This window comes from Photobacterium panuliri (genome assembly GCF_059920555.1).
Map to the genome: position 1 here is coordinate 1,174,921 of NZ_CP197192.1, position 23,089 is coordinate 1,198,009.

Genomic DNA, 23,089 nt, shown 5'->3' on the forward strand with positions numbered 1-23,089 from the left:
GCCTGTTGCTATTGTCGTATTTGAATTAGTTCTCCGGCTTCTCGGCTGGCTTCTCGTCGGTGTGCTCCCCCAATTGCAGTGACCAGCCGACTTTTTGCCAATACTCTTGTTCTTGGCGCAGGTCGGCGGCCAGTAGGCGGTTGTCTTGCTCCCAGTTGGGAGGGAAGGTCAAAAGCCAGGTTTCTTTGTCGGCAGTGACGGTGATGCTCGGTAGCGGTTCGTCACTGCGCTGGCCGTTGAGCACGACCGCAAGGCGCAAGGTTCGGATCAGCGGATAGAGATGCTTGCGTTTGTAGATGCTGAGTTCTGGCATTTCTTCGAACTTGAGGCTTTTTCGCTGGAAGCGAACCAAGGTCGCCAGAACGGTTTGCTGCTCGAGGTTGAATCCCGGCATGGTCGAGTGGCGCAGCAGGTAGGCCGAATGACGGTGGAAACCCGGGTAGCTGATACTCAGGCCCACCTCATGCAGCAGCGATCCCCAGTTGAGCAGGGTCGCCAGTTCGCTTCTGGCTAGCCCCGGGTGAGACTCGATTTGGCTGTAGAGCATCTCGGAGCAGTCTTTGACCCGGTTGGCTTGGGCTATGTCCACGTTATACTGTTTTGCCATTGCGCTGGCGGTTCGGGTTCGGATATCGCTGTGGCGGAAGCGATCTTCCATTTCGTATAGCAAGCCTTCACGCAATGCCCCATCGGAAAAGACCATTTCGGAGATAGCGAGCGATTTGAATACCGCACATAGGATCGCGACGCCCGCAGCGAAGACCGGTTTGCGATCATCGCTCAGTCCCTCGAAGGCGAGCTCGTCATAGTGCTTGGCCTTGAGGATGGCCTCATAAAGTTTGTCCAGCCGCTCGGGGGTGATGATGCCGTCATTGTAACCGAGTCCGATCAGCACTTCGCGTATCGCCTTGATGGTGCCTGACGAGCCGATAGCAGCCTGCCATCCCGCTCGGATATAGAGGCTGGCGATACTCTCCAGTTTCTGCTCGGCGGCCAGTTGGGCGGCGGCCATCCGCTTGCTGCTGATTTTTCCCTTGGGGAAATAATGCTGGTTGTAGCTGACACAGCCCATATGTTTGCTGTAGGTCAGTTCGGTCTCAAACCCCTCGCCAATGACCAGCTCGGTGCTTCCCCCGCCGATATCGACAATAAGCTTGCGCCCGGTATCGGGTTGGGTGTGGGCGACCCCGAGGTAGATCAGGCGGGCTTCCTCTGTGCCGGGGATGATCTCGATGGGGTAGGGCAGCAAGGTTTCGGCCCGCTTTAGGAAGACATGGGCATTGTTGGCCTGGCGCAGGGTATAGGTGGCGGCAATTCTGACGTTGTCCGGCTCGAACCCCTGCAAACGTTCGGCGAACATGGCTAGGCAGTTGAGGCCGCGCTGGATGGATGGTTGGTCGAGGTTGTGGTGCTCATCCAGCCCAGAGGCCAGATGGACCCGCTGTTTGTGCCGGCTGACTATTTGCAGGCTTTGGCCGACTACGCGCGCTACGACCATATGAAAGCTATTTGAACCCATATCGATGGCCGCGATTTCCCGTGGCCGTGTATGCTCTGTCATTGGCTATTGCTCTTTTCCGCAGTTCTTTTCAGCTGCTTTTCCGAGTGTTTGAGGTAGTCGTAAATTTCAGTCTGCGAACGGATTTTGCGTTTGTTACCCCGTGGGACATAGTGGTTAGTCATGTCTTTGTCGAGCACTCGGGCTTTTACGGTATCGGACAGTTGAATTGTGAGAATATCGATGATCTTCTTTTTCAATGCCGGTTCGTAAATTGGGCAGCCCACCTCAATTCGGTTGTCGATATTGCGGGTCATCCAGTCAGCGGAGGAGATGAAGACCTCGGGGTCGCCGTTGTTTTCGAATACGGTGACCCGAGGGTGTTCGAGGAAGCGGTCAATGATGCTGATCGCCGTGATGTTATCGCTGATCCCCTTTATACCGGGGATCAGGGCGCACATCCCCCGAATGATAAGCTGGATTCTCACTCCGGCATTGCTGGCTTGGTAGAGCAGGTTAATCAAACCCTTATCGACCAAATTGTTCACCTTTAGTGTAATACCTGCCGGTAGTTTTTGCTTGGCGTGGGCAATTTCACGGTCAATAAGATCGTAAAGGCGTGATCGTGAGTTACGTGGCGACACGATGAGGTGGCTGAATTTCACCGGCCGGTATGGATTTTCGATATAGCTGAAGACCATCCTGACTTCGTCGGTAATGGTCTTGTTGCTGGTCATCAGTGAGAAGTCGGTATAGATCCTGGCGGTCTTCTCATGGAAGTTGCCGGTGCCGATATGGGCGTAGCGGACCAGCTCGTCCTCTTCCTGCCGGGTGATCAGGCATAGTTTCGAATGGATTTTCAGGCCCGGTACACCGAAGAGGACATGAACCCCGGCCTCGGTCAGGCGGCGGGCCCAGACGATGTTGGCCTCCTCGTCGAAGCGGGCTTGCAGCTCGACCACTACGGTAACCCGCTTGCCGTTGTTGGCCGCATCAATCATTGACTCGATGATCCGCGAGTTTTTGGCGACCCGGTAGATGTTGATTTTAATGCTGCGTACTTTCGGATCGTACGATGCCTGACGGACCAGTTCAGTCATGTGATTGAAGGTATGGTAAGGGTAGTACAGCAGAATATCCTGCTTCTTTATCGCCTCGAATGCATTGCGGGCGCTGATGAACTGGTAGCTTTCGATAGGTGGCAGCGGCTTGTTTTCGAGATAGCTGCGCCCGACATTGGGGAAGCCAATGAAATCCTTGAAGTTATGGTAGCGGCTGCCGGGAATGATGCTGTCGTAACTGGAAATCTTCAATGTGTCACATAGAACATCGACCATGTCGGCTGGCATGTCGCGTTGGTAGACGAACCTGACCGGCATCGCAGTCAGCCGCTGGTTGAGCCCTTCGGACATCTGCTCGAGCAGGCTGTGTTCCACTTCTTGGCTGAGGTCGTATTCGGCATCGCGGGTCATTTTCATCGAATAGGCAGCAAGGCTGTCATAGTCGAAAAAGCCGCTGAAGATATCATCAAGGCAGAACCGGATAATGTTATCTAGCAATATGAGTGTCTTCCGCCTTTTTCCTTTGGCTTCGGGGAGCTGGATAAATCGAGGCAGTTGGTCGGTCGGAATTTCGATCAAGGCGTAGCGCTTGGTGTTGCCCTGCTGCATGTCGACGGCGAGATAGGAGTATTCGTCTTTGAGGAACGCCAGCAGGTTGATTTTGCTGTTGAGCAGAATGGGGGTGATATGGGGCAGGATTTGGCTGCGGAAGTATTTGCGGAGCCAGACTTTTTGGTTGTCGTCGAGCTGCTGTTCGTTGACAAGGAAAATATGGCGGCGGGCCATTTCGAGCAGGATTTCATTATACAGGGTATCGAAGTCCTGATTGAGTTTGAGAACCCGGCTTTGGATTTTGCTGAGCAGCTCTTTGGCGTTTTCGTCGCCCCCTTGCTCTTCGTTGATCAGGATCCGCCGTTTTACATCGGCAAAGCGGACTTTGTAGAACTCGTCGGTATTGCTTGAGAATATGCCGAGGAAGCGCACCCGTTCGATAAGCGGGACCGATTTGTCTGCCGCTTCTTGCAGGACGCGCTCGTTGAAAGATAGCCAGCTAAGTTCTTTTTCGATATAGAGTGATTCCGTGCTCATGGTCATTCCACTGATAAGCGGTGTGGGGTTATGGCGTCACCAGCCGCATTCGGCGAATCACGGCTGGCCTCGCGCTAACCGTTTGGGGATCAGTTGTTATCAATATCGATATTGAGATCATCGGCGATATTTTCGATCTGCTCTTGGACATGCTCGAGAGAGAGCCCATGGGGAAGCTCTAGTCGGAAATCGGCGGTGAAAATGGGGTAGCCCCAGTTGGGTGCGCTGTCAGTAGTTGTTTTGAGCTTGTTGATATTAACCCCGAGCTCGGTGAGCTTGGTGGTGACGTCTTTGACTATACCGGCCCGGTCATTGCCAGTGACCAGCATGTTGTGAAGCTGAGTCGGCGTGTCGGTTTGGCGCTGCTCTTCAACAATATGCACTTGGAGTGATGGGATATCGGTGAGGGCGCGGTGGAGGGCCGTTGTATGCTCGTCGGCAACTTCTACTTGTAGGATCCCGGCGAACTGGCCGGCCAATTTACTCAGGCTGCTGGAAAGCCAGTTACCGTGGTTGTGGTAAACCGTATCAGACAGTGTTTCGACCAATCCGGGCTGGTCGGTGCCAATAACAGTAATAATTAGGTGCTTCATCGTCATATCCTTTTGTCTCTGAGGCTGGGTGGCAGTGGTGCCGGTGGTGCGATTGAATACCACTTGGGTATATAGACATTATGTGGCCATGTGTCTGGGCTGTCTAGGCTTCAAGTCACAGCCAACCGGTTGAAAAAGGTCTACATTGGCGTGCAGTACACAAGAGTGATTTTATTTCAGTCGATTGCTGCGCAAGAGGCCTCTCGCCATTAGCCGGAGAGCCTGGCTTGTCATATAATTGTCATCTTGGTGCAATACTATGTAGGGTCAGCTTGGCTATCAATGGCTTAGCCAGGGTCATCACACCCGACAAGAGATTTACGTTAACGATTGAGGAATACATGGCGAAGGCCGGTGCAATATTGTTGGGAGACAGTCCCGGCCGTAAGGTTAAAGACAAACTAGCCCGCGTAGGGGTAACCGCCGGTGGGATTTCCGTCCTTTTCACCCTCGTATTGATATTCTTCTTCCTGCTTTATGTCATCTTGCCTATCTTTTCCGCGGTAAAGGTCACCCCACGCCAGACGTTGGTTGTGGACTTTGCCGATTCTCCCGCCCTGATCCGCCTGAGTGAGTATAACGACAAGGCTTACCGGGTTTCCGACCACGGCCAGATTGATGTGGTGTCTCTGGTCGGGGCCAATGCCGGGAAATCATTGGGACAGGCTAGCCTGTTGGATGACACGACCAGTGTTGCAACGGCTCTGCCTGACGAAGATCTGATTGCTCTGGGAGGCAGTCAAGGGCAGGTGGCAGTGGCAAAAATGGTATTTGTGCCGAACCCGTCCAGCGATGGCAGTGCATTTTCATTGGACTATCCGTTCGGTAAGCCTGTGCAGCAGCTTGATCCCCTTCGCCAGCCTATTACCCATCTAGCCATTTCCGTTCGTGAGCAGCGTGCCGTGATGCTGGGTGTTACCGCTGACAACCGTTTGTTGGTCCGGCGTTTTTTCTCAGGGTTCAATACGTCGCCAGCAGGAGTGCCGCAATGGGAGGCACATTCGTATGAAATTAACGGTATTAGTTCGCCGGTGCGCGGCGTGGCAGTAACGCCGGATGCCGCAACGGCCTACGTACTGACTGAGCAGAAACTCAATGTCTTTACTCTGGGCGAGCAAGGGGCAACGCTGCGTGATGCCGTTAAGATGACAGACATCATGGGAGAAGGCAGCCAGCTGGCCTTGTTGTCGGGGGCCAACTCGTTGCTGGTCTCTGATGAATCAGGTGATGTTGTTTCCCAGTGGTTTGAAATTGTCAGAGACGGTCAGCGCAAATTAATCAAGGCGCGTGATTTTGCTTCTGCCAAGGGCAAAATTCTCAAGATTGTTCCTGAGTACACCCGCAAGGGATTTTTCACCCTGCTCGACAACGGCATGCTCGAGGCTTTCTACACCACGTCTGACAGTGCTATTTACGAAGAGATGATTTTCAGCCAGCCATTGCCCGATCATTTGGTGATATCACCTCGTGCCGATCGCCTGGTTGCGGTCACGGGGCATCGTTGGCAGATCTATGCGGTTGATAACCGCCACCCTGAGATCGGCATTGCCTCGCTGTGGCAGAAAATTTGGTATGAAGGCTATCCCGAGCCAGATTATGTCTGGCAGTCCACCTCGGCCAGCGATGAGTTCGAGCCCAAGCTGAGCTTGTTGCCGATTGTCTTTGGGTCGGCAAAGGCCGCCCTGTATGGGTTGTTTTTTGCGATTCCGCTGGCTTTGGGCGGCGCAATATATACGGCTTATTTTATGTCATCGCGGATGCGTCGGGTCGTCAAGCCAACTATTGAGCTGATGGAAGCCTTGCCGACCGTGATCCTTGGTTTTTTGGCCGCGATCTGGCTTGCTCCGATCATCGAGGAGAACCTCAGCGGGATTGTGTTGCTGCTGGTGTTGTTTCCTATGAGCATGGTACTGGCAGGGCTGGGATGGTCACAGTTGCCAGGCCGCTGGCGACACAAGGTGCCGAGTGGCTTCCATATCTTGCTGTTGATCCCGATGATTGTGCTGGTGGGCTATGGCTGCTTTAGCCTGAGCCAGCCGCTGGAAAATACGTTTTTCGGCGGCGATGTGCGCGTCTATCTGACCAACGAATGGGGGCTTGGGTATGATCAGCGCAATTCCCTGGTGGTCGGGATTGCTATGGGCTTTGCCGTGATACCGACCATATTTTCGATTGCCGAGGATGCGATTTTTTCGGTGCCGGGGCATTTGACCAGTGGCTCATTGGCATTGGGGGCGACCCATTGGCAGACGCTGACTCGCGTGGTGCTGCTCACGGCCAGCCCGGGTATCTTCTCGGCGGTGATGATGGGGCTGGGACGAGCGGTGGGCGAGACCATGATTGTGCTGATGGCAACGGGCAATACGCCGGTGATGGATTGGAATGTCCTGGAGGGGATGCGGACACTGGCGGCAACGATCGCCATTGAAATGCCCGAGAGCGAAGTGGGTAGTTCGCATTTCCGGGTGATGTTCCTTGCCGCATTTGTGTTGTTTGTATTTACCTTTATTTTCAATACCGTCGCTGAACTGGTAAGACAGAGGCTGCGGGATAAATATAGTTCGCTCTGATGGCGGAGGAGACAGTAATAGTGACAAAGTCGATGGCACACCATGGTTAACTGGGTCCGGTCGGGAGCACCGTGGATCTGGTTGACGGCCGGAGCGGTAAGTTTGAGCCTGTTGGCTGTGCTCGGGTTGCTGTTGCTGATTGGTTGGAAGGGGCTCGGCTACTTCTGGCCTGCGCCGGTTTACCAGTTTGATATCGAGCAGGCGGGCCATCGCAGCGTGGTGATTGGTGAGCTGTATGAGCGCAAATGGGTGCCATTACAGCAACTGAAAGATGCCGGTGTCGATACGGCAGGGTTTGCTGGTGACAAGATTGAACGCTATGTTATCAAGACCGGAAACCGCGAGGTGCTGGGTAGCGATTTTGTCACTGTATTGGCTCCCTATGTCAAAAAACAGCACCTCTTGGATGACGTTGCCGTGGTTGAGAGGCTGAAGAATGGCCTGGCTTACGGTGTGCCGGTGGCACTTTACAATGATGGAGAGAAGGTCAGCCTGACTCAGCTTGCCGAGCGGCTGGAGGAAGCAGAGACGATTCGTCGTGAGCTTATCCGGCTGGAGAAAACAGAGCTGGCGGAGCTTTCACATCAGTTCGAGCAGTTGCGGAAAAATGGCGGCAGTGATACGTCGCGAGCGGGCTTGGAGCAGCAGTACCGAACTCTTGAGCAGACCATGCACTCGTTACGCCGCCTGTTGGCTCGCGATGCCTTGGTGATCCGGGTGATGACCGGGCAGGAAATCAGGCTGCCTCTCGACCAAGTCTTGTCGGTATGGCAACCCAACCAGATGAGCCTGCTGGGTAAAGTCAGCCATTGGTTTTTGAAGTTGGGCAGTTTTGTCAGCGATGATCCCCGAGAGGCCAATACCGAAGGCGGCGTGTTCCCTGCTATTTTCGGTACGGTTTTCATGGTGCTGTTGATGAGCGTGATCGTGACCCCGCTGGGCGTGTTGGCGGCGGTCTACCTGCATGAATATGCCGGCCGCAATGCCTTCACCAAGCTGATTCGGGTGGCCGTGATCAACCTTGCCGGGGTCCCGTCGATTGTCTATGGCGTATTCGGTCTGGGCTTTTTTGTTTATATCGTCGGTGCCGGTATTGATAATGTCTTTTTCTCGGCCGAGCTGCCGGCTCCCACATTCGGCACCCCGGGGATCTTGTGGTCGGCACTGACCCTGGCGATATTGACGTTGCCGGTGGTGATCGTCTCGACAGAAGAAGGCTTGTCACGGATCCCCAACTCGGTACGCCACGGTTCGCTGGCGTTGGGTGCTACGCAGGCAGAAACGCTGTGGCGGATTGTGTTGCCGATGGCTAGCCCGGCGATCATGACCGGGTTGATCCTCGCGGTGGCGCGTGCAGCTGGCGAGGTAGCGCCGCTGATGTTGGTAGGGGTAGTTAAGATGGCACCGTCACTGCCGATTGATGGCCAGTTTCCCTACTTGCATTTGGATCGTAAATTCATGCATCTTGGTTATCATATATATGATGTGGGGTTCCAGAGCCCGAATGTCGAAGCGGCGAAGCCGTTGGTCTATGCCACCTCATTTTTGCTGGTTACCGTGATCATAGGTTTGAACCTGACAGCCATTGGCATTCGCAACCATTTGCGAGAGAAGTTCCGTTCATTAGAGCAATAGCGAAGCGAGATACTAGATAGCGTATGTTTTCACTTAATTCACCCATTGGCCTGTTTGAGCCTGTTGATTTGTCTGCTTTGCCTGAAGCGCAAACTGCCCTGTCCATTGAGGGGTTGGATTTGCACTACGGTAATACCCAGGCGCTGTTTGATATCAACATGCGGATTGCCAAGGGGCAGGTAACTGCGTTTATCGGGCCGTCTGGCTGTGGTAAATCAACCTTGCTGCGCTGCATCAATAGGATGAACGAGCTGGTGGAGGGGTGCCGTGTCGATGGCAAAATCATGCTTCATGGCCAGAATATTTACGATAGTCAGGTGGATGTTGCCTCATTGCGCCGTCGGGTCGGAATGGTGTTCCAGCGGCCGAATCCATTTCCTAAATCTATTTATGAGAATGTGATTTACGGCCTTCGCCTGCAGGGGGTCAAAGACCGCCGCATGCTTGATGATGCCGTCGAAAGCTCGTTGCGCGGCGCGGCGCTGTGGGATGAAGTCAAGGATCGCTTGCATGAAAATGCATTTGGTCTCTCTGGCGGTCAGCAGCAGCGACTGGTTATAGCCCGGGCGATTGCGATAGAGCCAGAGGTATTGCTGCTCGATGAGCCAACCTCGGCCTTGGATCCGATATCGACCCTGACCATCGAAGAGCTGATTAACGATTTAAAAGATAAATATACCGTGATTATCGTTACCCATAACATGCAGCAGGCTGCAAGGGTGTCGGACAATACCGCCTTTATGTATATGGGAGAGTTGGTTGAGTACACCTCGACCAATGACATATTTACCACGCCGCGAGAAAAACGGACCGAAGATTACATTACCGGCCGTTACGGTTAAGGAGCAATACGTGTTAGATAATATCAGCCTTGGCCGTCATATTTCCGGTCAGTTCAATGCCGAGCTAGAAAGCATTCGTACCCATGTGCTGGCGATGGGTGGTTTGGTGGAGCAGCAACTTGCTGATGCCCTGCGGGCGATGCATCGCCAAGATGTCGAATTGGCGCGCCGGGTGATCAAAGATGATCACAAGGTGAATGCGATGGAAGTGGCTATCGACGAAGCCTGTACCCGGATCATTGCCAAGCGGCAGCCAACAGCCAGTGATTTGCGGTTGGTGATTGCGATTATCAAGACTATCACCGATCTTGAGCGTATCGGTGATGTCGCCGAGAGCATTGCCAAGGTGGCACTCGAGAATTTCACCAACAAGCAGTATAACTTGCTGGTGTCGTTGGAAGCGCTGGGCCAGCAGGCCGTGCGTATGCTCCATGAGGTGCTCGATGCGTTTGCCCGAATGGACGTGAAGGCGGCGATAGAGGTCTATCAGGAAGATGATAGAATTGACCGCGAATATGAAGCGATAATCCGTCAACTGATGACTTATATGATGGAAGATCCGCGATCTATTCCCAATGTGCTGCAGGTAATGTGGTCGGCACGCTCAATAGAGCGGGTGGGGGATCGTTGCCAGAATATTTGTGAGTACATCATTTATTTTGTCAAGGGCAAAGATATTCGGCATACCAGTCAGGAAGAAATCGAGAAAATTCTTCGTTAGTCATTTATCGCCCCGGCTCAGTCCGGGGCGATGTTCGTGTCGTGTCAGAAATTATACTGAATGCCGAAGTTGTAGCTTAGATAGTTATTGTTTTCATCAAAGAGTGTCGTACGGCGGTATTTTATCGAGGCGATGAGATCGAGTTTGTCTGTCATGCGACTTCCTATTTCAAATCCAGCCAGACCGGCCATACTGTAGTCCTTGAACTTCTGATATTCCCCACCATCCCCCCGCATCGAGCGTGTTTCTTTCATTTTGTGTATACCGGCGATGCCAGCCACGTAGGATGGCTTGTGACCGATATGGAAATGGTACTTTGGTTTGACGTTTAGCCCCCAAGAGTAGGTTTGGTAGTCAATATATTTCCAGTTCTTGAAGTACCCACCGTTTCCGACCTCCGTGCCTTCGACTTCAATAGCCAAGCTATAGTTTGGGGTGAGGGGGTGCTGGTATCCCACTGTGAGGCCAAAGGTTAGCGGGAAGGTAAAGTGTTCATAGTAACTAAAGCCCGTCACGGCACCTATATACAGGTTGTCGGCTGAGGGGCTGGCAAATAGTGCCGGAGAGAAGCAGGCTAGGAGTAATAGTCTTTTCATGGTACCTCTTGAAAGTTAGATCAGGATCGGCACGGATCTCCTTATCAGCAGAGGTAGGATATAGGCTGGGTTATGGCAAAGGCCAATCAGCAAGGTTGATATCGGTTATAAGCCAGCGTTATGAGGGTGGCACGTGGTATCGACGATGTTGTAAAGCCATTGCATCAGCGGGGCATTGTGTTGGGTTTGAGAATAAAAGCATACAGTGTGGAATTGATGGTATTCGCCATTGGTGACAGGGATGATTTTACGAATTGTTGGGTCGTCATCACGGACTAAACCATCAATCGAGGGAAACAGCATATCACTGTGGCGAAGGGCATCGAGGATGACTTCTGGAGAGGTCGAGCGGAAGTTGATAGTCGGGGTTATACCATATTGGGCTAGGTAGGTTTCGAGATCGGTAACATGTTCATTGCGGTCGGGGATGATCAGGCTGGCCCATGGGTAGGGGGCTGATTGATGGGCATCAATGGTTGCCCCGTGATAAGGGTGATCACGGCGGGCATAAATGGTTGCGTAGCCGGGTGAAAGGTTACGGCGATAGAGTGTTTTCTTTGTATGGGGAATATCGTAGTTGATCCCCATTTGGGTCTTGCCATTGGCAATATCTTCAAATGTGGTGCTGGTCCATTTAACGAGCGATAGGCTAAGAGTTGGAGCCTGTTGGGCGATAGCCCGGTAGATTTTACAGCCATAAGCGGCTAGGTATTGCGGTGCCAATGCGATTTGTAGTTTGCCGGTTAGCTCACTGGGTTCGAATGCCTGCTGGCTATTGATGGCATCAAAGAGGGAGCCAAGTGCAGGTTCTAGGTGGCTGCAGAGCTCAATGGCATATGGGGTTGGGGCTAGTCCGCCTTGGGTTTTGCTGAATAGGTCGTCATTGAAATGGTGACGGAGCTTTTGCAAAGCATGGCTGAGTGCGGGTTGGGTAACGAATAATCGCTCGGCGGCTTTACGTAGATTCCGCTCTTGATAGATGATCAGCAAGGTACGCAGGAGGTTGAGGTCCAGATTGGCTGAGAGATCTTTTGCCATAATAGGGCTCCTTCCATTGGCATTGTCAGCTTATCTTACCTAACGATCACGATGAAGGATACGGAGTACGTCTGGTTCATCCACTTTGTCTTTCTTTCCTGTTTATTCGTCATCATTGTTGAAACGATCGGGGACAAAGGTTTGGTTTTCCAGCGGAGCGCGGATGTAGCCTTCTTTGTTGACCTCCGGCAGTTCAATAATTGGGTAGTGGATTTCCTCGTAGGGAATTTGTGTCAGCAGGTGGGAGATACAGTTGATGCGGGCGCGTTTTTTGTTGTCGGCCACGACAACCCACCACGGGCATTGCTTGGTATCGGTATAGGCGAACATTCTGTCTTTGGCGGCGGAATAGTCGGCCCAGCGGTCGCGTGACTCGAGATCCATCGGGCTGAACTTCCAGCGTTTGATGGGGGTGTTGATCCGCTCTAAGAAGCGTTTTTCCTGCTCTTCGTCGGATACGGAGAACCAATATTTGAGCAAGATGATCCCCGAGCGTTTCAACATGCGCTCAAATTCGGGGCAGGAGCGGAGAAACTCCTCGTACTCTTTGTCGGTACAGAACCCCATTACTTTTTCTACCCCGGCCCGGTTGTACCAGCTACGGTCGAATAGCACCATTTCACCCGCAGCAGGCAGGTGGGCGACGTAGCGCTGGAAGTACCATTGGGTCTTCTCTTTTTCGGTTGGCTGGGGAAGGGCGACGATTCGGCATACCCTAGGGTTGAGCTTTTCGGTGATGCGTTTGATCACTCCGCCCTTGCCGGCGGCGTCACGTCCCTCGAAAATCACCACGACTTTCAGGCCTTCTTGCTTGATCCACTCCTGCAGTTTGACCAGTTCGATCTGTAGTTTTTCAAGTTCGTTGTCGTAGTCTTTTTTGGCGAGCTTTTTCTTGGAAGGATTGAAAGACATAGCGATCTCTATACCGTTATTTGCCGATAACAAAAGAGTAACAGCCAATCATGGTGTTGACGAATATATCGTCAAGATAAAGATGGGGCTTGATGGAAAAGTCCCAGCGGTGGACGGAGACACCACCGGGAAGAGCCTGTCAGGACGATGTGTTCAGGGCTCGGACAACGGCTGCGATTTTAGCGCTGTCGGTGACAGGAATCGCGAAGTCATCAATATCGGCGCTGCCCATATAGGCATCGCGCGAGAATTGGGTCATTAGGCTGGCACGCTGACTCTTGCCGGAAAGGTGGACTTCCTGCACGCCAGTTTGGCTGACGATACGGGCGACATTGTCGGCCGTGACACCTGCTCCAGCCATGATTGAGAGGCGCTTGCCGCAATAGTCGACCATTTGTTTGAGCATCGGGATCCCCTGTTCGGCATTGGCTTTTAGCCCCGAGGTGAGCACCCGCTCGCAGCCCTGCGTCATGATGATATCGAGGGCGGCAATGGGTTCAATGCACTGGTCGATGGCACGGTGGAAGGTCACGCCCATCCCGTTGGCTGCTTGGCACAAATCATGTAGGAGGGTTTGGTCAATGCTGCTGTCTGGATTGAGAACGCCGACGACGACACCCTGTAGTCCCGCTTGCTTGGCGGCATGAACATCGGCCAGCATGATTTCCTTGTCTTGGTCGGTAAACAAGAAGTCGCCTTGGCGTGGGCGGATCATGGCATAGACGGGAATAGAGGCATTGCGGGCAGCAAGCTGCATCAGGCCGGCATTGGGGGTCAGCCCACCGAGGGCGAGCGAGGAGCAGAGCTCGATACGGGTAGCACCACCTTGCTGGGCATGGTGGAGTGATTCGATATTGTCGATACAAACTTCGAGATTCTTTAGCATAGGGTCGGGAAAAGTAGTGGATATTGTGCAGAGTGTAATGGATGGTCAGAGTCGAGGCGAGCCGTAAAAAGCGCGAAAAGGCGTGGTTGTTCAATAGTGTGATCGGCCTGACTGATCGCCAATCAGGCTGATTGTTTTACTACTTTAAGGTTGCCATGAGTGCACGGTGTTTTTTAGGTTCATCGATTTGAGGCTTTGATTCTGAGATCTGATTAGAGTACTTATCCAAGAGTAACAGAGCCGCGGGTTCTTCGTTACGTTTGGCTTGCTGTGCCCAATAAATAGCAAGTTTTTCATCGGGTGGAAAACCACAATTGCCCATATCAAAACACAAGGCAAGATAAAGTTGACTGTTAGCATGTTGCAACGTGGCGGCTTGGCGAATATTGGCATACCCTTCTTGGATATTACCATTTTCTAATTGTATTAACCCAAGGAGTTCTAGACCATGAGGATTTTCTTTTTCGGCTAATACAGCGAGCCATTGCATAGCTGTAGTCATATCACTATCTAAGAGTATTTCTGCTAATCTATATTGTGCTGCTGAATGTCCTTTTTCAGATAATTCATTCAGAATCTCAATCGCCAATACTATACTATCGTTATCATTTTTATCAATTAATGATATAGCTTGAGAGAATAACCTATCTCTCTGATAAAAATCGTAACTAAAGTATGAAACGGTTAAGACCGCGATTAAAAAAACAAGTGAGATGATTTTACCACTCACAGAGGATGAAAAGTGATGCCGTGTCATATACGCCTCTATTGTTTATTTTGTTAATATCGACAAGCTCTTTAAATATTTCTGCCCTTTGTTTTAATGTGTTTCCGCAAAGTGATTCGACTCTTGTTTCTACATAATTATATGGAATGATGTTTTCTGCATAATCAATTAAACCATCAAAATAAATACCTCTGAGATTAGGTGAACGACCATAATCTGGATTTGCTTTTAAATAGTAAATAGATGCAACTAAAACAGCACTGTTAGCATTTGGGTGTTTTTCTTTTACTTTAGCAATAACTTCATTTAATGAGAATTTAATTGTTTTAAGTAAAACTTGGCTTCTAGCCTTTTGGGCTATTATACCAATAGCCATAGCTCGGCCGGCTTTACGTATTGCTTGAGGTGTCATTGTTGTTGATGGTTTGATTGGGGCTAGTAATTTTGGTGCTTTATTTAAATAAGGTTTGTTTTGAATCTTGTTCACATAGCTAAAGTTTTGCTGGTTGGCTTTGTCTAGTTTTTCTAAAAATGCTTGTTTTCTTGATTGCCCATTAGTTTCTGGAATTACTTTTTTTAAATCACCTGCGTAAGTGCTAAATTTATCTTCCTTTGATTTTTTTGATACTCCGACGTTAAGCTCGATACTGTAACAGTATTCTCTTAGAGAGCTTGATGGATATAAATAGTCATAAAAGTTAGAACTTAAGCTATAACTCCCATTTTGTGTCAAAATTCTGTATTTCATATGCTAACCCTAAAAATGAGTATATTAGGTTACATATTTACATTTCACCACAAGTAAATATATAAGATAGAAACAAATCAATAAAAAATGTAAATGCACACCTGATTGTTACATTAATAAAAAGGTGTGTATGGGATTTTTTGAAATGATAAACGGCAGATACAAAAAGGGCCCGGTGTGTCCGGGCCTCATTATTTTTGCCTTTGGCTGACAATTGGCTTTACGCTTTAGCGTTTATTTCGCCTAGCACCGTGAGCATGGTGCTATGGGGCAATTACTTGCCTAGGTCTGAAGTGTGCTCAGAAAGGTAAGCGGCAACACCTTTTGGAGATGCATCCATACCAGCTTTGCCTTCTTCCCACTGTGCTGGGCAAACTTCACCGTGCTTCTGGTGGAAGTTAAGTGCATCAACCATACGTAGCATTTCGTCGATGTTACGGCCTAGTGGTAGGTCGTTTACTACCTGGTGACGTACCATGCCTTCCTCGTCGATTAGGAAAGAACCACGGAAAGCAACGCCTGCTTCTGGGTGCTCAACATCGTAAGCTTTGCAGATTTCGTGCTTAACGTCAGCAACTAGTGGGTATTTAACCTGACCGATACCGCCGTTCTCTACTGCAGTGTTACGCCATGCGTTATGAGAGAACTGAGAGTCGATAGAAACACCAATTACTTCTACGCCTTTAGTCTGGAACTCTTCGAAACGCTTGTCGAAAGCGATCAGTTCAGAAGGGCATACGAAAGTGAAGTCTAGTGGGTAGAAGAAAACTACCGCTTTTTTACCTTGTGTGAATTCTGCAAAGTTGAAGTTCTCAACGATTTCGCCGTTACCTAGAACAGCTGCAGCAGTAAAATCTGGTGCTTTACGACCTACTAGTACCATCTTGGTGCTCCTAATAATTTTGGGTTGTCGCCAACTTTTTTGGTGGCTCCGTGTTTGGACGAGACAAACTATATCGAAACTGGTAGATTGAAAAAAGCGGAATAAATAGATTAATACAATCGAAAAATACGATGAGCAAATTTCCTTCCCTCAAACAGCTCCACTATCTTGTGACCCTGTTTGAAACCCGGCACTTCGGCGAAGCCGCCAAGCGCTGCTTCGTGAGCCAGTCGACATTGAGCTCAGGCATACAGAACCTCGAAGACCTACTCGGTTGTCAGCTTATAGAGCGCGACAACAAATCCTTGGTGTTTACCTCAACCGGCGAGGATGTGGTGAGCCGCAGTCGTGAACTGCTGGCTCGCAGCCAAGATTTGATGGAGTTAGCTAGCTGCAAGGGTGATGGCATGGAAGGGCCGCTACGGGTTGGATGTATTCCGACCATTGCGCCGTTTCTGCTGTGTGATCTCGTACAGGAGGTCAACCGTCTTTACCCGAAACTGAACTTGCTGCTGCGTGAAGATACGACCACTAATCTGCTGGCTGCCTTGCGCAACGGCGAGATGGATGTGCTGATCCTTGCTTTGCCAGTAGAGATTTTCGGAATGCATAGCCAAGTTGTCGGCCGAGACCCGTTCAAGATGGTGATCAGCCATAATCAGGCTAATAAGGTCAGCGTGCCGCTTCGTTATGCTGACTTGCCGGACGAATCGGTATTCTTGCTGGAAAAAGAACACTGCCTGACCGACCACGCTGTTTCGGCCTGCCGTTTGACTAGTAAGGAGAAGATTAATCCGTTCACGGCAACCAGCTTGCACACTCTGGTACAGATGGTGGCCAACGGCCTCGGAACGACGTTTATTCCCCAAATGGCCATTGACCACGGTTTGGTGGATAACATGAATTTGGTGGTGATTGAACCACCGGGTCAGGACGAGGCGTATCGAGAAATTGGGCTGGTTTGGCGACCGACGTCGAGCCGTACCCGGACTTTTGACCAATTGGCTGATATCGTGAAGGGACTTTTATAACCTGATTCTTTGCCATGCTAACTCAGTGCTGGAAGAAAAGGCCTTCTTTCAGCATATTATCCTATATTCCCTCCTATTCTCATTATGATCCTCATTGCAGGCTTCGCCCTTAATCAATCAATTTTGTAGGTTTATTTTGTTTCGCATCACAAACAAATGAAACCGATGACACACAGTCTTTCCATGTTGGTGTCCAAAACTTCACATTTTCATGCGATTAATTTTTTGTTTATTAAATGTATTGTCTATTCTTGGTTTTGGTAAATATGTTTGAAACGCATATTTGATTGCCCGAGCAAAGAGGTTTGTTATGTAATTTATTTACGTAATTACAAACACATTGCTAAAGTCATCAGCCTGATTCGTAAAACCGAGTAAATAGCTGAATTCTGTTTCAATTTAGTGTTTTGAGTTTTAACTCTATATTGATTAACTAATTGAATAATAGGTGTTTTGCTCAAAATGTCTTGGCTGGTGGTAAAACGACAAATTTGCAATTCTTCGTTTGTTGCGGCAACGTAAATAGGCCGTTAAGCCTATGGTGTGAAATGGTGTTGGTATAGTTATTACTGATAAAAGTGGTGATTAAGTTACAGGTGTAAGGGAGCGAATTAAATGGATAGAACACATACTGGCGGCCACGAGGTTAAATTATCCCTTCAGGCAGCATTGACCCCCGAGCAGGCATCTCTTCTCAGTAAGGACGCTTTGCAATTTCTGGAAAAACTCGTTCAACGTTTTGCTTCCCGTGTCCCTGAACTTCTTGCTACCCGCGAACAGCGTCAGGCGGCGATTGACGAAGGTCAGTTGCCGGACTTCTTGCCAGAGACGGCATCGATTCGCCAAGAGGGCTGGAAGATCCAGAGTATTCCTAAGGATCTGCAGGATCGCCGAGTTGAAATTACTGGGCCGGTCGAGCGCAAGATGGTCATCAATGCCTTGAATGCCGATGTAAAGGTTTTTATGGCTGACTTCGAGGACTCTTTCTCACCCGCATGGGATGAAGTGATTGAGGGTCATCGCAATCTGCGAGATGCGGTGAATGGTACGATTTCCTATACCCAGCCAGAAACGGGAAAGCACTATGAGCTGGCGGAGGATCCCGCAGTGCTGATCTGCCGGGTTAGGGGGCTTCACCTGCCGGAAAAACATCTGTTTTGGCAAGGCGAGCCGATCCCTGGCTGCTTGATGGATTTTGCCCTGTATTTCTTCCACAACCACCGGCAGTTGCTTGAAAAGGGAAGCGGTCCGTACTTTTACATCCCCAAGTTGCAAGCGTATCAGGAGGCGGCATGGTGGAGCGAGGTCTTCAGTTTTGCTGAAGATGAATTCGGTCTGGCTCGCGGGACAATTAAGGCTACGGTCTTGATCGAAACCTTGCCTGCAGTGTTTGAAATGGACGAGATCCTCTATAGCCTCAAGGAGCATATTGTCGGTCTCAACTGTGGACGTTGGGACTATATTTTTAGCTATATCAAGACACTGCGCAATCATCCCGACCGTATCTTGCCTGATCGCCAAGTCGTGACGATGGAGAAGCCCTTCCTCAATGCCTATTCCCGCCTGTTGGTGAAAACCTGTCATCGCCGTGGTGCATTTGCGATGGGGGGGATGGCGGCCTTTATTCCGTCTAAAGAGCCGGAGCAGAACGCTTGGGTGCTGAACAAAATTCAGACCGACAAATCTCTGGAGGCCAACAATGGGCATGACGGTACATGGGTCGCGCATCCTGGTCTAGCCGGTACGGCAATGGCGGTATTTGATGCCGTACTTGGTGAGCGCAGCAATCAGTTGGATGTCACGCGGCACGAGGATGCGCCGATCAGTGCCGCTGAGTTATTGGCACCGTGCGAGGGCGAGCGTACCGAGGAGGGGATGCGGCATAACATTCGGGTGGCCGTGCAATATATCGAAGCATGGATCTCCGGTAATGGCTGTGTCCCAATTTACGGTTTGATGGAAGATGCCGCCACGGCGGAGATCTCCCGAGCCTCTATCTGGCAGTGGATCAGACACGGCCAGTCATTGAGTAATGGCAAGGTCGTGACCAAAGCCTTGTTCGAGCAGATGCTCAGCGAAGAAATGCAGGTATTGGAGCAGGAGCTGGGCGAGGCGCATTTTGCCAAAGGGCGTTATGACGAAGCGGCTGTGTTGATGGCCCAGTTGACCACCAGTGATGAATTGGTGAATTTCCTGACCTTGCCGGGATACGAGTACCTGCCTTAGTCATAACAAGAAAGGAAGGCCGGTCGGCATTGGTCGGGAATGGCCTGAGTCAGTTCAATAACGAAATGTGATGCGAATTATCGCCAAATGAAACGAGGGACATCATTATGACATTAACTCGCCAGCAACAAATTGAAGCATTGGAAAAGGACTGGGCTGAGAACCCACGTTGGAAGCATGTAAAGCGTACCTACACCGCAGAGGAAGTGATTAACTTGCGTGGCTCGTTTGCGCCAGCCAATACCATTGCTCAGCGTGGTGCCGACAAGCTATGGGATCTCGTGAACGGTGGAGCCAAGAAAGGGTATGTCAATTGCCTAGGGGCATTGACTGGCGGTCAGGCGGTGCAGCAGGCGAAGGCCGGTATTGAGGCTATTTACCTCTCTGGCTGGCAGGTTGCTGCTGATAACAATACGGCCAGTTCGATGTACCCCGATCAGTCGCTTTATCCCGTAGATTCTGTACCTGCCGTTGTTAAGCGAATCAACAATTCATTCCGCCGTGCGGATCAAATTCAATGGTCGAACGGAAGTTCACCAGAGGAGGGGATTGATTACTTCTTGCCGATTGTTGCCGATGCCGAGGCCGGATTTGGCGGCGTACTTAATGCCTATGAGCTGATGCGTAATATGATTGATGCTGGGGCGGCGGGTGTGCATTTTGAAGATCAGTTGGCATCGGTCAAGAAGTGTGGCCATATGGGCGGCAAGGTATTGGTACCGACTCAAGAAGCGGTGCAGAAGCTGGTTGCAGCACGTCTGGCGGCCGATGTGGCAGGTACGACAACACTGGTTATCGCCCGTACCGATGCCAACGCGGCAGACTTGCTGACATCTGACTGCGACCCGTATGACAAGGACTTCATTGTTGGCGAGCGTACTGCAGAAGGTTTCTACCGTGTGCGTGCCGGTATTGATCAGGCGATAGCCCGCGGTTTGGCTTATGCCCCGTATGCTGACTTGATTTGGTGTGAAACGGCTACGCCTTGCCTTGAGGAGGCGCGTAAGTTCGCCGAGGCTATCCATGCCCAGTACCCGGATCAGCTGTTGGCATATAACTGCTCGCCATCGTTCAACTGGGAGAAGAACCTCGACGCAGAGACCATTGCTAAGTTCCAGCAAGAGCTGTCGGACATGGGCTATAAGTACCAGTTTATTACGCTGGCGGGGATCCATAACATGTGGTTCAACATGTTTGAGCTTGCCCATGCTTACGCACAGGGTGAAGGCATGCGCCACTATGTTGAGAAAGTACAGCGTCCAGAGTTTGAGGCGGCCGAGAAGGGTTACACCTTCGTGGCTCACCAGCAGGAAGTGGGTACCGGTTATTTCGACAAGATGACCAACACCATTCAGGGGGGGAACTCATCAGTAACCGCCTTGACGGGCTCAACCGAGGAAGAGCAGTTCAAATAGCAGCATCAGCAGTAAACCTGCTGTTAGCAAGCAATAGTTCACCAAACGAAGAGCGCCGCTGAGGCGCTCTGTTTGTTTGTGGATAAAAGCGACACAGTCATTGCACGGGATTGGTGATGTCACTCGCTAATGTGGGCCGCTCTCCCCACTGAATCTTAAGTTATTGATAGTCTATGGTTTTGTTTGATGGCTGGTCAGCTGGGATTATTGACTTGGGTATGTATCTTAAAAGTGGCCTATTGATAGCAATAGGGGTTGGGGCAAGTTTGTCTGCTTGGGCGCAGGATAGTTATTGGCATGGTCGGGTAAATACGCTGTCAGAAAGCGAGCCCTGGACGGTTGAAATTGTGCTTGATCTTGCGGAAGGGGAGCTGGATACGACGGTATCGCAGTTGGCGTCTTGTGAACAGGTTACGGTAAGTATGGGTAATGACAGCGACTCTTTTATTGACGCGATGCGGCATATGATGATCAAGCTGAATTACCGTCATGAGACCCTGTTGGCGATGCAGTTTATCAAGGAGAAGTATCTTAGCCGCGAGCAGGTATCTTTCACGGCACAATCACAGGGGGGACCTGCTGTGGTTACGTCAGATTGCCACGTCTATTTTAGCCGGATCCAGTTGGAGAGCGATCCGCAGGGAAATGCACCGACAGTAACGTTTGTTAGTAACGGCCATATCTAAGCCATGCATGAGCTGTTTGCAAGGCTATGAACAGCAAAAGAGTATGGCCAGAAAGCCTATCTCATGACTTTCTGGCGATATTTGCTATTTGCTAATGGCTAAAAGTCTGTTTCGAGGTTATCCCCGTCTTCATCGATAGGCTCTATCTCTTCTTGTATCTCCAGTAAATTAATCGCAATCGAAACGAAATCGGTGTCAGTGATGATGCCGATTAATTTATTGTGGTTAACAATCGGCAAGCAGCCAATTTGGCGTTTTTGCATATACATTGCTGCTTCTTTTAGGCCTGCATTGGGAGCAACGCTGTGGAGCTGGCGGTGCATCGCTTGCTCGAGCGGGATATCCAGCGCAGAGATGAAGTTGCTTTTCGTAATGTGTTCGAGGCAGGATTCCTGGGCTGCCAGTATGTCCCGCTGGCTAACGAGGCCGATTAGGTGGTTGTCTTTGTCGGTCACCGGAATGTGGTGAACGTGGTGCTTGTCCATGAGGTGCTTGGCATCGGCAAGAGTGTGCGATGCTGTCAGGGTATGGGGGTGCGGGGTCATCATATCTGCGACGGTAAACATACAGGCCTCCAAGCTTGTTTTTACTGCCTGCATGAGCAGGCCTATAAGATCGTATTGCCTTGCTACTTATTTGACTGTAGCGAATCCTGCCATTCTCTCCTATGACGAGAGTCAAAGAATCGGAAGGTTGTTTGCTTGTGTCTCATTTGTTTCTCATAAGTTAATTTTCAATAGCTGTCATATACTCATTACATAGTATGTTATATAGGAATGTGTAGATGGGTAGGTCGTTGCTTTTGCTGTGCTTTATTTGCCTGTTTGGTACAGGGGAGAGTTGGGGTAGCGATCCTGCACCAGAACCTAGGGTCATAGGGGGGATTGTTTCAGGCAATAGTGAGTTGCCTTGGCAGGCATATCTCAATATGACCTATCGTACGAACGGCACGGTGAGGACATTTATCTGTGGTGGGGTGGTTATTAGTCCGGATGTCGTGGTGACGGCTGCCCATTGCCTACGGAATGACGGAGAGACGGTATCGGTTAATGATATTGAGGTGTGGGCGGGGATCACCAGTATTTTCAGTGCCAGTGCCTCTAACGCTGTGTCAGTAAGGGAATTGGTTATCCACCCTAGCTACAATGCCTTTCGATTTGCCAATGATATCGCGATTTTGAAGTTATCATCCGCGCTGCCTGATACGGTGGTACCGATTCAAGTGGCAACGACCGATGAGCAATTTGATGCTGACTTGGCTTTCAATAGTGGTTGGGTGGATAACGGCGAGCGTATCGCCAATCTGCTAGTCTCTGGCTGGGGGAGTACCGATCCTAGCGATCCCAACTCGGGATCGACTCGACTGCGTCAGACCTTACTTTCCGGTGTCCCGGATTTTCGCTGCGACAGTTTGTGGGGAGCCAATATCACCGGCCTTGATTACCCTATCTATCTCTGTGCCGGCTCGACATCGCCGGATTTAGCCCGCGATAGCTGTTTTGGTGATTCCGGCGGGCCGCTTGTCTGGCAGAACCCACTGCGGGCTGGGGATAGTGATTTTGGCTTGCGTCTGGTTGGGTTGGTCAGTTTTGGCGAAGGATGTGCCGGCCGCCTCCCTGGCGTGTACACGGAAACGGCGACATACCGTGGCTGGATCGCCGCAGAGGCGGGAGAGTCGATTTTTGGGCAGCCAACGCCGAGTTTCAAAGTGAATCCCTTTGAGGCTGATTATCCGGCAGAGAACGAGGAGGGAGTAACCACTATCACCATCGACAACACTGGTGGCGACAGTGGTGGTGGTAGCTTATCGTGGTGGTGGCTATGTGCTGTGGGTTGGCTAGCCCTGTATCGTCGGAGGCGTATCGTGCCTGCATCCTCGTTGCAGCAATAGTAGAGTCGACTCTCAATACCGCATATGGATATAATGGCGGC

20 protein-coding genes are annotated in these 23,089 nt (G+C 50.7%); 9 read left to right on the forward strand and 11 right to left on the reverse strand.

Annotated elements, in window-relative coordinates:
- Positions 1-25: 25 nt before the first annotated feature.
- The 3 genes from ppx to ACSF8X_RS05605 all read right to left on the reverse strand — a co-directional run bounded on the left by ppx (position 26) and on the right by ACSF8X_RS05605 (position 4,241).
- Positions 26-1,561: an exopolyphosphatase gene (gene ppx / locus ACSF8X_RS05595; RefSeq protein WP_500850882.1), complete on the reverse strand. Its 1,536-nt coding sequence runs from the start codon at positions 1,559-1,561 to the stop codon at positions 26-28.
- Positions 1,558-3,648 carry a polyphosphate kinase 1 gene (gene ppk1 / locus ACSF8X_RS05600; RefSeq protein WP_047878883.1) on the reverse strand — a complete coding sequence of 697 codons (2,091 nt, stop codon included), beginning with the start codon at positions 3,646-3,648 and terminating at the stop codon, positions 1,558-1,560. Before ppk1 ends, ppx begins: the two co-directional genes overlap by 4 nt.
- A gap of 89 nt (positions 3,649-3,737) precedes the next feature.
- Positions 3,738-4,241: a glycine cleavage system transcriptional repressor gene (locus ACSF8X_RS05605; protein WP_047878882.1), complete on the reverse strand. Its 504-nt coding sequence runs from the start codon at positions 4,239-4,241 to the stop codon at positions 3,738-3,740.
- A 341-nt stretch (positions 4,242-4,582) separates the two neighbouring features.
- On the opposite strand from ACSF8X_RS05605, the gene ACSF8X_RS05610 reads away from it, so the two are divergent.
- Genes ACSF8X_RS05610 through phoU form a run of 4 tightly spaced genes read left to right on the forward strand, consistent with a single transcriptional unit; the run spans position 4,583 to position 10,009 of the window.
- Complete coding sequence (locus ACSF8X_RS05610) at positions 4,583-6,811, forward strand: ABC transporter permease subunit (RefSeq protein ID WP_500850883.1); 2,229 nt, start codon at positions 4,583-4,585, stop codon at positions 6,809-6,811.
- Positions 6,812-6,853: 42 nt separating this feature from the next.
- Positions 6,854-8,446 (forward strand): phosphate ABC transporter permease PstA, encoded by a 1,593-nt coding sequence (gene pstA / locus ACSF8X_RS05615; RefSeq protein WP_047878880.1) that lies wholly within the window; start codon positions 6,854-6,856, stop codon positions 8,444-8,446.
- A 23-nt stretch (positions 8,447-8,469) separates the two neighbouring features.
- Complete coding sequence (gene pstB, locus ACSF8X_RS05620; RefSeq protein WP_047878879.1) at positions 8,470-9,288, forward strand: phosphate ABC transporter ATP-binding protein PstB; 819 nt, start codon at positions 8,470-8,472, stop codon at positions 9,286-9,288.
- 10 nt (positions 9,289-9,298) lie between these two features.
- Positions 9,299-10,009: a phosphate signaling complex protein PhoU gene (phoU, locus tag ACSF8X_RS05625; protein ID WP_047878878.1), complete on the forward strand. Its 711-nt coding sequence runs from the start codon at positions 9,299-9,301 to the stop codon at positions 10,007-10,009.
- 44 nt (positions 10,010-10,053) lie between these two features.
- Here phoU and ACSF8X_RS05630 read toward each other — a convergent pair whose 3' ends face one another.
- The 7 genes from ACSF8X_RS05630 to ACSF8X_RS05660 form a co-directional block, all read right to left on the reverse strand.
- A complete protein-coding gene (locus ACSF8X_RS05630; protein ID WP_500850884.1) occupies positions 10,054-10,605 on the reverse strand; it encodes an outer membrane beta-barrel protein in 552 nt (183 codons plus the stop codon).
- A 105-nt stretch (positions 10,606-10,710) separates the two neighbouring features.
- Entirely contained in the window at positions 10,711-11,643 is a 933-nt protein-coding gene (locus tag ACSF8X_RS05635) for a LysR family transcriptional regulator (protein ID WP_500850885.1), read from the reverse strand.
- Between the two features lie 102 nt (positions 11,644-11,745).
- The gene (gene ppk2 / locus ACSF8X_RS05640; protein ID WP_047878875.1) at positions 11,746-12,555 is read right to left on the reverse strand and encodes a polyphosphate kinase 2; all 810 of its coding nucleotides are present in this window, start codon (positions 12,553-12,555) and stop codon (positions 11,746-11,748) included.
- A 139-nt stretch (positions 12,556-12,694) separates the two neighbouring features.
- Entirely contained in the window at positions 12,695-13,441 is a 747-nt protein-coding gene (locus ACSF8X_RS05645; RefSeq protein WP_500850886.1) for a copper homeostasis protein CutC, read from the reverse strand.
- Positions 13,442-13,580: 139 nt separating this feature from the next.
- Positions 13,581-14,198 carry a tetratricopeptide repeat protein gene (locus ACSF8X_RS05650; protein ID WP_500850887.1) on the reverse strand — a complete coding sequence of 206 codons (618 nt, stop codon included), beginning with the start codon at positions 14,196-14,198 and terminating at the stop codon, positions 13,581-13,583.
- The gene (locus tag ACSF8X_RS05655) at positions 14,161-14,916 is read right to left on the reverse strand and encodes a hypothetical protein (RefSeq protein ID WP_500850888.1); all 756 of its coding nucleotides are present in this window, start codon (positions 14,914-14,916) and stop codon (positions 14,161-14,163) included. The genes ACSF8X_RS05650 and ACSF8X_RS05655 overlap by 38 nt, the downstream gene beginning before the upstream one ends.
- A 274-nt stretch (positions 14,917-15,190) precedes the next feature.
- Positions 15,191-15,799 carry a peroxiredoxin C gene (locus ACSF8X_RS05660; RefSeq protein ID WP_500850889.1) on the reverse strand — a complete coding sequence of 203 codons (609 nt, stop codon included), beginning with the start codon at positions 15,797-15,799 and terminating at the stop codon, positions 15,191-15,193.
- Positions 15,800-15,930: 131 nt separating this feature from the next.
- Between ACSF8X_RS05660 and ACSF8X_RS05665 the strand changes: the two genes are divergently transcribed.
- The 4 genes from ACSF8X_RS05665 (at position 15,931) to ACSF8X_RS05680 (ending at position 21,157) form a co-directional block, all read left to right on the forward strand.
- Positions 15,931-16,830 carry a hydrogen peroxide-inducible genes activator gene (locus ACSF8X_RS05665; RefSeq protein ID WP_047878872.1) on the forward strand — a complete coding sequence of 300 codons (900 nt, stop codon included), beginning with the start codon at positions 15,931-15,933 and terminating at the stop codon, positions 16,828-16,830.
- 615 nt (positions 16,831-17,445) lie between these two features.
- Entirely contained in the window at positions 17,446-19,056 is a 1,611-nt protein-coding gene (gene aceB / locus ACSF8X_RS05670; protein WP_500850890.1) for a malate synthase A, read from the forward strand.
- 107 nt (positions 19,057-19,163) lie between these two features.
- Positions 19,164-20,471, forward strand: coding sequence for an isocitrate lyase (gene aceA, locus ACSF8X_RS05675; RefSeq protein WP_047878870.1), 1,308 nt, complete (start codon positions 19,164-19,166; stop codon positions 20,469-20,471).
- Positions 20,472-20,644: 173 nt separating this feature from the next.
- Positions 20,645-21,157 (forward strand): hypothetical protein, encoded by a 513-nt coding sequence (locus ACSF8X_RS05680; protein WP_500850891.1) that lies wholly within the window; start codon positions 20,645-20,647, stop codon positions 21,155-21,157.
- Between the two features lie 98 nt (positions 21,158-21,255).
- Here ACSF8X_RS05680 and ACSF8X_RS05685 read toward each other — a convergent pair whose 3' ends face one another.
- A complete protein-coding gene (locus tag ACSF8X_RS05685; protein ID WP_047878868.1) occupies positions 21,256-21,723 on the reverse strand; it encodes a CBS domain-containing protein in 468 nt (155 codons plus the stop codon).
- 218 nt (positions 21,724-21,941) lie between these two features.
- On the opposite strand from ACSF8X_RS05685, the gene ACSF8X_RS05690 reads away from it, so the two are divergent.
- Positions 21,942-23,048: a S1 family peptidase gene (locus tag ACSF8X_RS05690; RefSeq protein ID WP_500850892.1), complete on the forward strand. Its 1,107-nt coding sequence runs from the start codon at positions 21,942-21,944 to the stop codon at positions 23,046-23,048.
- The last annotated feature ends 41 nt before the right edge of the window (positions 23,049-23,089 follow it).